Source organism: Bradyrhizobium pachyrhizi (assembly GCF_029714545.1).
In the GTDB taxonomy this organism is placed as follows: Bacteria; Pseudomonadota; Alphaproteobacteria; order Rhizobiales; family Xanthobacteraceae; genus Bradyrhizobium; species Bradyrhizobium pachyrhizi.
In genome coordinates this window covers 2,721,051-2,733,965 of sequence record NZ_CP121667.1, presented here as the reverse complement: position 1 = coordinate 2,733,965, position 12,915 = coordinate 2,721,051, and the positions used below count along the sequence as shown (strand labels likewise).

At 64.2% G+C, this 12,915-nt stretch carries 7 protein-coding genes; 3 read left to right on the top strand and 4 right to left on the bottom strand.

Annotation, left to right across the window (positions count from 1 at the left end):
• Window position 1: 1 nt before the first annotated feature.
• From QA639_RS12555 to QA639_RS12540, 4 genes are read right to left on the bottom strand one after another with little or no spacing between them, the layout of a single operon-like run.
• Window positions 2-1,819 carry an ATP-dependent helicase gene (locus QA639_RS12555; RefSeq protein ID WP_283089868.1) on the bottom strand — a complete coding sequence of 606 codons (1,818 nt, stop codon included), beginning with the start codon at window positions 1,817-1,819 and terminating at the stop codon, window positions 2-4.
• On the bottom strand, window positions 1,806-3,590 hold the full coding sequence (locus QA639_RS12550) for an ATP-dependent nuclease (RefSeq protein WP_283089867.1): 1,785 nt from the start codon (window positions 3,588-3,590) through the stop codon (window positions 1,806-1,808). The genes QA639_RS12555 and QA639_RS12550 overlap by 14 nt, the downstream gene beginning before the upstream one ends.
• A 25-nt stretch (window positions 3,591-3,615) precedes the next feature.
• Window positions 3,616-4,632 (bottom strand): nucleotidyl transferase AbiEii/AbiGii toxin family protein, encoded by a 1,017-nt coding sequence (locus QA639_RS12545; RefSeq protein ID WP_283089866.1) that lies wholly within the window; start codon window positions 4,630-4,632, stop codon window positions 3,616-3,618.
• Entirely contained in the window at window positions 4,625-5,218 is a 594-nt protein-coding gene (locus QA639_RS12540) for a DUF6088 family protein (protein WP_283090572.1), read from the bottom strand. The genes QA639_RS12545 and QA639_RS12540 overlap by 8 nt, the downstream gene beginning before the upstream one ends.
• A gap of 143 nt (window positions 5,219-5,361) precedes the next feature.
• Between QA639_RS12540 and QA639_RS12535 the strand changes: the two genes are divergently transcribed.
• From QA639_RS12535 to QA639_RS12525, 3 genes are read left to right on the top strand one after another with little or no spacing between them, the layout of a single operon-like run.
• The gene (locus tag QA639_RS12535) at window positions 5,362-6,651 is read left to right on the top strand and encodes a pPIWI_RE_Y domain-containing protein (protein WP_283089865.1); all 1,290 of its coding nucleotides are present in this window, start codon (window positions 5,362-5,364) and stop codon (window positions 6,649-6,651) included.
• Complete coding sequence (locus tag QA639_RS12530; protein WP_283089864.1) at window positions 6,648-10,211, top strand: pPIWI_RE_Z domain-containing protein; 3,564 nt, start codon at window positions 6,648-6,650, stop codon at window positions 10,209-10,211. Before QA639_RS12535 ends, QA639_RS12530 begins: the two co-directional genes overlap by 4 nt.
• The gene (locus QA639_RS12525; protein ID WP_283089863.1) at window positions 10,204-12,858 is read left to right on the top strand and encodes an RNaseH domain-containing protein; all 2,655 of its coding nucleotides are present in this window, start codon (window positions 10,204-10,206) and stop codon (window positions 12,856-12,858) included. Before QA639_RS12530 ends, QA639_RS12525 begins: the two co-directional genes overlap by 8 nt.
• Window positions 12,859-12,915: the final 57 nt, after the last annotated feature.

Sequence of the window (12,915 nt, the reverse complement as noted above, 5' to 3'; positions counted from 1 at the left end):
ACTACTCGCCTTCGGCATCCGCCATCCGCGCTTCAAGTTCATCCAGGAAAGGAGAGCGTCCCCAGTGCATCCTGCCACGGCCCGTATCGACGTAGCCGGAATAGAGCATATGGATCTCGTCCCGGGCGCGGGTGAGGCCGACGTAAAAGAGCCGCCGGCTCTCGCGGCGGGCCGCCGGCAACTCATTGCGCCAAGGCAAGCTCCCGAGATCGAGACCAACCATGATCACGACGTCGTATTCGCATCCCTTCGCGGAGTGCAGCGTTAGCAGGTTCAGATGTAACGGTGAGCCGTCGCGACCGCCAAGGCTCGCCAGGTCGAGATCGGCCAGCGCTCCGCCGACGGTGAGAGCCGCCGACATGCGATCCACTTGTTCGCGCTGATCAGCGAGACTGGGCTCAGCCGCCATTAGCGCATCGAGCATTTGTGCGCGCACGCCCGCCACGAAATCCCGAGCGAGTCCCTCCTCGACGCGAAGGGACCACAGAAGCTGCGTCAGACGCTGGGATTCATCTCGCGACTGGACTTCGGAGATCCGGGAGCGATGGAAGCCGAGCCAACGGTCGAGCAGGCCACGCATCTGTGGCCGGGCCTCGCGCCAGCCGCCGGCGCACCACGCCGCGCAATCCTCGATCCAGCTCGTAAGCGCGACTTTGCGGTAAGGTGCTGCAGTGTCGACACGAACGAAATCGATGCCCGCGGCAGCGACTGCATCCGCTACGACGTCGCCGGCCCGATAGTCCCGGTAGAGGATAGCGATGTCACCGAGCGCGCGTCCGGGCTTGGCCGCTAGAGCTGCCGGAATGATCTCCGCCACCGCGTGTGCGGCCTGTCCTTCAAGGCCATCGGCGCACTGAACGAATTCGATTACCGCCTGGCGGTCCGGATCGTTGGACCGGTAGCCGCGAACCTCGCCGAGCGCCATTTCGGATACGCTAACAATGCGCGACGCCGAACGATAGTTGAGCTGGAGCTGAACCCGTTCGACATCATCCCGCTCGGCCAGTTCCTGAAGCAGCGCTCCGTCGGCGCCGGTGAAGCCGTAGATCGACTGATCGGGGTCTCCCACCGCAAAGAGCCGGACGCCACCATCGAAGGCGACGCGCTTGACGATCCGATGCAAGGCGACGCCGAGATCCTGATACTCGTCGACCGCGAGCACCGGAAATTTCGCCTGAAGCAGCGGAAGCACCCAATCGTGCTCCGAAACAAGGCGTTGCCCGAAGATCACAAGATCATCGAAGTCGATCAGACCCAGCCGACGCAGTTCGGCCTCATATCCCTCTGCCCACGCCGCGAGTTCCTCCTCACTGGTCCAAGCGACGGACATCCTGTCGAGGACGGAGCGTCGATGCCGCCCAAGGTCCATGGGCTTGTTGGGATGGCCAACGCCGAACAGCCGATCGCCGATGCGCTTCATCGCCTGGTTGCTCTGCCGCTGAGTGGCGACGGCAAGCGGGAACGGCACCGGGAGATCCGCGAGCCGCCCATAGGGCATGAGGAGATGCCGCAAGCAGAAACCGTGCACCGTGCCGATGAAGAGATTGGGCGCTTCGCGCAGGCCCAGCCGCTCCAGTCGACGCGTTAGTTCGCGCGCGCATTCTTGGCTATAGGTGATGCAGGCCGCCCCTCGGGGCGCGCGCACGTCTTCTGCCATGATCCGGGCGAGCTTGAGCACCAGCGTCTTGGTCTTGCCACTGCCGGGCCCGGCGAGCACCACGCAGTTGCCTGTGGAGTCGTAAGCTGCCTGTTGCCCCGGATTGCCGACGAGATCGGCTGCTTGAGCAAGATACGCGGTGCTGACACTACGTAATGGCATCGCGGATGTGCTCCAGCGCCTGCCGGATGTAACCCGGGCAGTTGTCCTCGCTAACGCTCGGAGCGAGCGCCTGCGCGAAGCGTCCCTTGCCGACCCGTTCGATGAGCGCAATCAGCGCATCCTCATCGAGCGTGTCAGGATCGTCCACCCATCCTTGCAGTTCCTCCCGCGTGCCGTCGCCGATAGAAAGCTCCTCATCGATCACCTCCAGCATCGCCTCGGCGAGTCCCCCGGTGAACAGCTCCGGCTCCAGCGTGTTGCTGTTGACGAAGTAGCCGAACGGCTCGGCGCGGGCGATCACGTCATCTGCGTCCAGGCGCCGGTAGTTGACGCCCTCTTCCCGCAACTGCAACACGTTGATCAGCCGCCGACGAACACGTGGATGGCTCGTCCCGTTCGGATCCCGGTCCGTCAAGATGACGTGCGGGATGTTCAGGCCTTGAGGACCCAGCAGCTTGACGTAGGGCGTGAAATTCGTGCCACCGACCGAACAGACTGTGATACCCAGCATGTCGAGAGGAATATCGAGCGCCTCGGCGAAGGCCGGCACCAGAAACCGCTCGGCGTCGCCTTCGACAAGGATCACGCCCCTGGCAAAGAAGATCTCGCCGCGGGTCACGTCGATGTAACGTTGGAGGTCCGCCTCGTCGCGCTCGCTGAGGGGGGCCGTGGCCGTCGAAACCGCGATCGTCGCATTCGTCGCTGCGTCATGACGGAGCAGCACGATGGAACGGATCGGAGTCACGCTTGCGATATGCGGCGAGTGCGTCGTCAGGATGGTTGTGAGTGGCGGCGTTTCCTCCTCGTCATCACCGCCGCCGCCGAGGAAATAGCGGTAAACCAGACGCTGGACGTGGGGGTGAAGGTGCGCTTCCGGCTCTTCGACCACAAAGAAGGTGTGGTCGCGCTCGCCATCCGTCACAAGCCGATCGAGTTCGAGGCTCTTGAGCGCCAGGAAGATCAAATTGGCGGTCCCAAGGCTGGCATCGGAAATGCCGCGCGCACCATTGTCGATTAGCAGACGCAGGCTGCGCAGCAGCGCATCGACCCGCGTCGGCGCCAGGCCGAGTGTCAACGGCACTGCATGCTGATCGCCGGCGATCGCGATCAGCCGCTCGCTGATCCGTTCGGCGGTTGCGACCACCTCATCATGGCTCACCAGCTCGGCCTGCGCCTCGTTGACCTGCTCTTGAATTTCGGCCCGCGCGTCTTCATCGAGGGACGTCGCCAAGTCCTCGATCAACGGCCTTAGCGGCGAATTGCGCCAACTCGACAGATCCTTCTCGGCATCGCGCAGCGCGACCTGAACGTCGAGCGGAAGCATCCGCCGCAGCGACGGCCCAATGGACATCTCCGGATCGTCGCCGCCGAAGACGATGTACTCATAGTCGGCGAGGCTCTCCGGGTCCCGCCCGAGATTGGCCTTCGGCTGGAAACGGTAGCTTAGACGCGCAATCATTGGCGGTCCCGGATCGACCACGCAGTCATTGAGGTGCGCCATCAACCGCGGATCGCCCGTAAAATCGGTCAGCTCGACCGCAACCTCGATCGCTTCGCCGAGCTTGTCTTCTCCCAAGCCGTCCCAGAAATGCTCAAGCCCGAGCTGCCGATCACGTTCGGAAAGACCAGGGTCGAGGATCAGTTGCAGCGCGCGGACGAAGTTGCTCTTGCCGACTTTGTTCTCACCGACGACGACGATGCTTTCGCCCGTCTCGACGTCGATGTCCGAGAAGTTCGCGAAATTGCTAATTTTTACCCGCGAGATGCGCACCCGTTTCTCCCCCTGCTTTTCTTTTCTATTGCGCCCCGCGATTGGCACGCACTGCGATATCGGTGCAGCGCGCCATCAGCGCCTCGAAGGGTTCGGCATCTTCCAAGAGCAGCCCGTCGTCGACCATACGGCGATAGTCTTCCTCCAGCGCCTTGAAGGCATCGCCGCCGGGCACGAGCTGCAAACCGCCGTTAACGGCGGTCGCATAATCAATCGGGCTACGGTCGGCGGCCTTCTCCGCAAAGAACATCCTCTTGTGGCGCGCGACCGCATTCGCCAGCTCACGATCAGCGAAGGCCGCTTCCGTCAGACCGGCTTCATCCAGCCGCACAATGTCATGCCAGTGACGCGCGAAGCGATCGCCACGGAGCCGCTCCTGCAGGCAAAAAACGTGGATGGCCGTTGCCTTTTCCCAGAAGGTTCGCTCGGCGTGCATTACGCGGGGCCGAGCCGTTGGGAACACCACACCTTCGACTAAGCCCGATGCGTCGCAGGCGATGTCCCGCAGACTTGCCGGCTCGCCCGTAGATCGCGCGCCGAATTCGAGCATCACGCTCGGCGCGACGTAGCCGGAACCTGTGGCCGTCGCCTCGTAGTCGATGAACAGCTTCTCACCCTCGACGCGGATCGTGGCGATCAAGGCCTCCGCGGCCAACGCGCCCGCGATCACCGGCTGCGCTGTCCCCGCCACCCACTCCGGCAAGCGCTTGCGCACCTCGCTCGACCAGAGTTTTTCCTCGCTGCGTGTCTTTGGCAATGCTTCGCCGTTATCGCCTACCAGATCCGGTGCGATTACTCGGATGTCGTAGGTCAGGTCGACGTCCTCAGAAAACCGCCGGATGACTCTATAGGCTTTCGACAGTGATGTGCCGCCCTTGAACACCAGATGCTCGCCGAGCGCCGATCCATAGAGCGTGGCGAGAGCCCAGACCACCCACACATCTTTTTCGAGGAGATGCGCTGGTCGGCCGGATTGGTCGGCTGCTACGCTCAGCGCCTCGCGGCGATCGGCGACCGGTAGGTGGAGAAAGGCGTCAGCCATGCGCGGCCTTTCCCACGCTGCGCGCGAGCCAGGTCGGAAGCTGCGGCGCTGCCGCGACCAGTTCGCTGAAGGTGGCCGGCGAGAGCTTCCGCTTCAACGTCTTCAGTGCGGCTTCGGCCTTCTCCGGCCCAAGCCAGGCCAGCGCCCGCACTGCCTCGCCAGCCGGCTTATGAGCCAGAGCGAGTTGCCAGCGCGGCGCGTGACGAAGTTCGACGACCTGCTTGCCGAGATTCATCGTTCGGCTACGGCCGGAGGTCAGATAGACCGACCGAACCGGCACCTGCGTCGTCAGGCCAAGGGTGTTGGCCGCCGCCGCCCCGCTCGGAACGATGACTTCGCCGCGCTGGTTGGCGAGCGCCTCGACCGCCTGTTCGACAGAGGGAGCCCTCGTGCCGAACCGGCTCGTAATGGGACGGAGATAGACGCCGCGACCCGCCCGGATCAGTTGCCCCCGCTCGGTCAGACGCGACAAGGCCTGATCCACCGCGGCACGATTACCGAGGTGGAGCAAGCTCTTAGCCGCCACGGGCGTGCCTTCCGGCAACCCCTCGGCATGCGCGAGAATCTGTTCACTTAACCGTTGCATGACCATTCTCTTGTCAGAAATATGAACGATTTTCTGACAGTTTTCAAGGCGGGTAGATTTGTGGATATCCCGCTACGACGGCTATAATCCTGATGAGACATTTGATACACTAGGGTCTCGTTTGTTTCAATGAGCTTGATTCGTTGATCGATACACCCTCGTTCCCTCAGCGTGCCCAAGCGCTCTTTTCCGAGAAGCTCGGCTATGGCCGCCGCTGGAAGACGGCCGCCGCCGAGCAACTCGGCATCGGCCGCGCCACTCTTTACCGCTACCTCGAGGACCCCGCGGGCGTAGCGCCGGATGTTCTTGCCAAACTCACGGAGCTCGAGGGCCCCCAGGCGCCCGTCCACGGCGTTCGCGAGATGGTCACACTCATCGCCAGCGCCATTATCCAAATTCAGGCCAGTCTCGACGCCGAAGGATGGTTGAAGGCGCCCTATCCGCCATCTGTCCGGCGCGTGTTCGACTTAGGCGCTGCCCGCAACCTCTCCGATGGCGACGACGTCTGGCCTACGGATCTTCACGGGCTCATGCGCCGTGCCCAAGAGCCCCTCTTCCGGTGGCTTCCGGACGTCAGCTGGGATGTGGGCGGCGACTACCTCGCCGTGCGGCTGGTCGAGTCCGGCGAAGCTAGCACTGCGTGCCGAGCCTTGGCCCTGCCCGGAGGAGATCCCGAATCTGAGATCGAGGAGAACCTGGGCTACGAGATGCTCGTGGGCCTTTGCCGCGACCGGATCGATGGAGAGGAGCTCTATCGGACCTGGCGGAAGACCGTCATCGAGAACGTGGTCATGACGAGTTGGTCCGCAGCTATCCTCATGGATCCGCTTCTTGCCACCCTCGAACGATCGGACGAAATCGTCGAGGCCTTCTATGACAGGATCCCCGAAAGCTTCGCGATCAACGGCGAACTGCCGATTTGCACGGTCAGCAAGACGATCCTGCGACGTGACGGTCGCGCCTTCCACACCGAGTGCCGCCAGCCTGAAGCAATCCGCAAAGCCCGCGAAGGCGTGCACGCAACGCTCAAGTACCGCCCCGGCATGCTTTATTTGAAGCGCGCCTTCCGGACCTTCTGGGCTCTTCCGGGCTTGGCGGAGCTCGAACTCAAACGCGGGCTCGACTCCCTAGGGTGGACGACGAAACTGTGGCCGGCCCTGGATCGGGTCGACCTTGTGGCAATCGCCCCGGGCCGCACCCGACGGCTGGCCATCGATGTGAAGGACTATATCTCGCCGGCTCGTCTCGCCAGCCGCTTCAACGGCTTCAAGACCTTCGAGGCCGACCACCACTGCTACCTGGTCATCCCCGACTACATCATCGAGACGGATCCTCGCTTTGAGGCTCGATTTGAGGCTCTGCGCGCGGCCAACGGCCGTCCGGCCGTCGCGATCGCCACCGTATCCGATCTCCTCGAAGAGCTGACGCCATGAGGACGGACCGCGCCTTCTTGGAGGCTTACCGCAAGGCACTACGCAGCGCCGATCCCGCGGCCCGCAACCTCACCGCGCCGGACGACCGCACACTCGGGCTCACCGAGCTCTGCCTTCATTTCCTGGCGCGACACTTCCCCGACGAGGACGTATCAGCTCTTCCGTATCTGTTGCTTGGTTATGCGAAAGTTATGGCGGACGGCGCCGATCCCGCCTTCCTGCGTGATCTGACCAGCCTGCGACATCTGGCGGGCCGCTACATGTCGGCCTCGGCCTGGCTCGACGCCTGCCGTCGACATGGCATCACGCCCGAAACGATGCGCTGCTACGCCATCAACGGCCGCATCCCCACCCTACGGCGCAGCGCACCCGAGGGTGTGCTCGCCGTCCTGACCGATCATCTGGAAACCCCGGCGCCCTGGATCACCCGTATCCTGCAGCTGGCCAGCGCAGGCGACGCGCTGGTCCGCACCAACCGCGGTGAGACGCTGCTCGCGTACCAAATCCCCGCGGCCGATCCGGAGGCGGCAGCCGCGGCCGAGCATCCCCTCCCGCGCCGGCACCGCCATGCGCCAATCACATTGACCCTGGCGCAGCTGCGGGCCATCGCCGAAACGATCGACGCGCGGGAAGCTCAACCGGACTGGCCCTCGACTCTCCCGCCGCTTCGGCTGCGCGAGCGTCTCAACAAACTCCAACTCGAAGGCCTTAAGGAAGGCTTCTTCGACGGCGAAACCCTGATCTTGGACGGCGCCGTGCATGTCCTCGGCATGCTGTCCTCCGGCAAATCTACCCTGGTGTGGCTTGTCGTGCTGGCTCTGACCCTCGGCGGTGAGGGCAAGCGCATCGGCATACTCGTCACCGACACCATCCAAGGAGCGACGCTGGTCGCCCGCCTGCGGATGCACGGCGTCAACGCCACGGTGCTATCAAGCTTCTACAATCGCGACCGCCACCTGAACTCCATCCACTGGCAGCAGGGCTTGTCTTCCTCGGGATGGTCGGTATCGGCCGTCGGAGACGTCGCCGAAAACTTCAGCGTCGCCTGTCCGCTCGACGGCTTTCAGCGCGATCCGATCGTCGTGCGCGGAGCAGGCCGACGGCCCGCTTTCCCAACCTTCAAGGAGAAGCCCTGCCACAGGATCTATCAGCGCCGCCGCGACGCGGAGCTCGTCGAGGAAGAGGCGGTTGACGACGACGATGGCGTCGGCGCCGAGCGATCCTGTCCCTTATGGACTCAGTGCCCGGCTCAGGAGCAGCAGCGTAGCGCCGTCACCGCCCAAGTCATCGCCCTCACGCCCCAGGCCTTCGTCCACATGACGCCGGACAAATGGACATCGGCGCGGCATCTCACTCTGCCGGAACTGTTCCAGCACACGCTGGACTTGATGATCGTCGATGAGGTCGATTCCGTCCAAAAGACCCTCGACGACATCTTCGCGCCTCGCTCGCCCATCATGGGTGACGAGCGTGACGTCTATGCTCCGGCAATCGGCACCAAGTCATCCGAGGCGCTGCGCGAGCGCAGCGGCGTTCAGTTCCGTCGGCAGGTAAACGCTCGCTGGCAGGCCAACTTCCACACATTCTATCGCCTGATCGGAACCCTCTACGCTCTTCTTCAGAACGAGCAGGCCTATCTCGCTGACTTCTACCGCAACACGCCCTTCACCGCCGGCGGCATCCTCTATGAAATCTGGCGACGGCGGCAGGATGTGCAGGGCCTCACCCGTCCCGGTCGCAGCTTCGACGATCCGGATTTCGAGGAGGACTTCCTCGAGGTCATCAAGGTCGCCGGAGGCATCTCGCGCTTTTCGCAGGGGTCGGCCGTCAGCCGTGATGAGGCCGAGGAACAAGCCGACGACGCGCGACAAGCCTTCCGCAATCCCGCCTTCCAGTCCGCCAGCGATGCCCTTCAGGCCATCGCCCGCGATATGGTGGTCAGCGATTATTATGACGATCTGACTGAAAGGGTCCGCGATCTCCTGGACGGTCCGCTCGCGGCGTTCAACGCCACCGGCGACCCCGGCAACAAGGCGGCTATGAGCCCCCACGGCAATGCGCTCGCTCTGTTGCTGGCGATCGTCACCGACTTGGTCCTGTCCCACTATTACTGGCTGGTGAAGACTCAACCGGCCGTGGCCACCGACCTGGGGATCGACGACGCCCAGCTGCTGAGCCAGGCTGGCAATCTAATCCGCCACTACCGCACGCTGCTCCCGTCGAACCCGGCCGGCGCGGTGTTCGGGTTGCTGTATGACGAGCCCAGCGAGGATCGGCGCGACACGATGGGCGGCAAGTTGACCCTCATCAACCACCTCGGGGTGGGCCGCCACCTGCTCACCCATCTGCACGACCTGCTCGCCAGCGAAGGACAGGCCGGACCCCATGTGCTGATGCTCAGCGGCACGAGCTGGGCCGGTGGCGCCCAACGTCAGTTCAATCCCAAGACAGGGAAGCCCATGGACTGCGCGTCGCCGAGCTTCGACGTGCAAGTCCCCGCCCAAGGCGTGCTGCTACAGCCCCAGGCCGAGCTCGACGCGATCGGGCGCTCTGTCTTCGAGCTGGTGAGCGTGCGCAATGAGGAGGGAAAACAGGTTCGGATTTCAGGCTTGCGGGAAGCAGATCGTCGCAGGACTTTGGGCGGCGTAGCCGCGCGCCTGTCTGCCCGTCGCGATAGCCTCAACCTGATTGAGGAAAACTGGCTGCGCATGGCCCGTGAATGGGGCGACGACCATCTGCGCGGGCGACGCCGCGCCCTTCTGGTCACCAATTCCTACATGGATGCGGCCATCGTCGCCGACATGCTGCTCGAGAGCCTCGAGGCCCACGGCTTCGCCGACTGGCGGGTGTTCAGCCTGACACGGGATCAAGCCGATGACGCCGGCGCGCCAGACGATCATCGCCTGCGACGCGCAAGGCCGCTTCCCCGCCCCCTCATCGAACGCTTCGGCGAGGAGCCGGAGAAATCGATCCTGGTGGCGCCGATGCAAGTGGTCGCCCGCGGCCACAATATCCTCAACGGCGAAAGTCGTGCAGCGATCGCCTCGGTCTATTTCCTGCACCGACCCCATCCACGGCCCGATGATCTAGCTGCGGTGATCGGCCGACTGAACCGCTATGGCGTCGAGCGCTTCGACCGCGGAATGGGCACAGATCCCGACCAGCCTGACGAGCGCCTGTCCCAGCGCGCCCGCCGCATGCGCTACGCGGCCACCAATATCGTGCGCTACAGCCTCTATGCGCGCGGCGGCTACAGCGGCCTCTCGACCGAGTACAAGGCCCAGTTCGCGTGGGACATGCTAACCCCGCTTTGGCAGACCATCGGCCGTGGCATTCGCAACGGCTGTCCCGTGCACATCGGGTTCGTCGACCGGCAGTTCGCACCTCTCTCCTTCGACGGCGCCGCCGACACTCCCGACAGCAGCGTCCTAGTCCAAGCGTTGCGCCAGCTCGACATCGCCATGGCGTCGTCCGATCCCACCGCCAGAACGCTCGCGAAATTGCTCTACCAGCCGTTCCGCGATGCGCTCTCCAAGACCAAGGGCCTCGCCTATGGCTAACGTCAATTCGCTCGACCTAAATGTCTGGGAAGCTGGCTTCACCGCACAGGATACTCTGGCCCTGACGCGCTACCGTCTGTCCCCAGACGCGCAAGAAACCTTGCAGGCCTGGTCGCGGGAGAAGTCCAAGCGCCCGAATGATGCTCCGTCGACCCTGCGCCTCGATGGGCTTTCCGAGATCCTGGCCTGGTTCGTGCCCGAGATCGCCTTCATGCGGCGCCACCATTGGGACGCCGAAACCCAGAGCCGGCCTCTCTCCTTCTTCCTCATAGGCGATGTCGCCGCCGACGAGGGACTGCGCCGACGCGTCCAGGCGGCGATCGGCCTATGGCTGACCCTGATCTATCCCAGTAAGCCCGCGCCGACGCGCGCGGCGATCGCCGCGACCGCGATGGACGCGGCCAGTTGGACCAAGCTGCCAGTAAATGGCGCGCTGCAGATTCAGGAGGGCGCCTGCCCGAATCCGGCGGACAATCTTCTGTTCGATGCGATCGCCGCGCACGCCTTGGGCGCGTTGGCCGGTCAAGACCTGCGCTTCCGGAGCGGCGCGCAACGCGTGCTCGTGGCCAAGGCCGCACAAACAGATGCCTTCACGGGGGTAGAGCTGGTCGCCTTCCCGCCGCGTCAGACTCAGCGGGGCCTTTGGAGCGAGGTCATCACCCTCTATACGCCCACTTATCCGGAGCGCCCGCGGCTGCACCTCCTGGCCCGGCCTTCCATCCGCAATTGGGGGCCCGTGAAACGGTGGACGGGCCGCAATGACCCTGATCGCGCGCTTGACGTCTTCATGCCGGCGATGGAGTCCGCTTCTGCCAACGTCTATCGCCACACCTCGTTCGACTTCCGCGCGAGGGGCGGCCCGGCACCGGCTGAAGGCGGACACGGGCCGACGATCGGCTATTGGCCGCACAAGGACGATCAGAAGGTCTTCGACCTAGTCCGTCGCCTGACCGGCCGCGCCGCCCTCGCTCCGGCTGAGCTGGCCCAGCCGGTGGTCGACGAGGACGGCCTTTGGGTGCTGCCGCGCCTCGGCACCGTGCACGGCGATGACTGGCTGCCCGGCGGCACCGGCATTTCCTGGCCGGACCGCCATGACATTGGTGACTCTCTGAATCAGGCCCTGTCCAAGGCTGGCTTCAACGCGGTCGAGCCGATGACCCGCGCCCGCCAGGTCATGCCGCTGGACAAGCCGTTCAACAGCAAGGCGGACGACGAGACCTTCGCCTCTCGCCGGCGCGCCGTCCGCATGGCCTTGACAGCGGTGGGCGCGCCCACCGCCCAGGTCGACCTGTTCATCTTTCAGCGCCGGGACGACGCGCCTGAGCGGATCACCAGCGCGCTTCTCGACGAACTCGGCGCGCCGCAGGCCCATGAGGCCGGGACGCTATCGTGGTCCTGTGGCCTCACAATCCGGTTGCATCCCGTCAACGCCGGTGTCTTGGCCGACGAGGTTTCGTGGGCCGAGGCGACGACAGAGGAAACGAAAACCCTCAACCCTGCCCAGTTGCGCAGCATCCGCGAGATGAACCGCTCACAGGCTTTCGACGACGCGCAAAAGGCCATGGCCGCCCATGTGGCCGCGGCCCGCGCCGGAACCACAGGCGTCGGCTGGGCGATCCTAGAAATGCCCGAGGCGTTGCAAGGACGCGCGGGTGATCCGTTCCAGCTTGCGCGACGATCGCTCGCGCAGGCCGATCTCCTTCCCCAGGTCGTGCTTACTTCGGTCGAAGCGCTGTCCGAGAGCGTGATGAAGGCCAAATATGGATCGGCTTTCAGCGACTGCCTTCGCATGCTCGGCGTCCTGCCGGTGGAAGACCTGCCGAAGGACCTCCAGCCGGCCGCCCTCACGGTCATCCAGAGGAACACCGACATCGTGGCGGGCCAGCAGCGCAAAGGCCACGCCTTTCCGCTCGCCGCCCGCACCAAAGAAGGGCAACTGGAGTGCGCGCTTCCGGACGAGACCGGCGCGCCGCAATGGGCACCCTATGCGGTGGCCGTCTTGCGGATCCTGAAGGGCGACTACGGCAAGTTCGGTCGAGGCCGCCAGGAGGAGAACCTCGCAAAGTTCGAGACCTTCTTCACCATGGCGATGGAGGACATTAACCGGATCGGCCCGTCGCTAGTGATTTGCGAGGGGGAAACCCTTACCCACAAGATGTCGGCATTGGCGAATGGAAGGTTGATCTTCGACCACCTGACGATTGCCAACAGAACGCTGACGCCGAATGACCTGCCCAATCTGAGGATCGTTCGCACCAGCCCCGATCCCAAGCGGCAACCCTATTATCACCACGACACGGAAACCAGTTGGCCGAGCGGCCTCTTCGGCTGGGGCGCGGCGACACGCACCTTCTACGGCCTGAAACAGAAGCCGGTTACGGTCTCAAATGCCCAGCATTACGCTGCCCGGGTCTCGCGCCACGCTGAATTGGAAGAAGGCGTGCGCCGACCGAAGGAAAACCTGGGCCGGGTCAGCTCGCAGATGGACGAGATCTGCGTCGCCTTTCGCCAGGAGGGAGACGATCCCCTGACCTTGGCGACCTTGGTCCACCGACTGCGTGGTGCGCATGCGCAATACGACGCCGACACCGCGCGTCCTTTCCCCCTGCATGAGCTTCGCAAGCTCGGCGGCGGCGTAACCCTCTAAAGCGCGATGAGATGAGGATGAATCATCATGGCGCTTTAGGTTATTGTTTGAGCATGA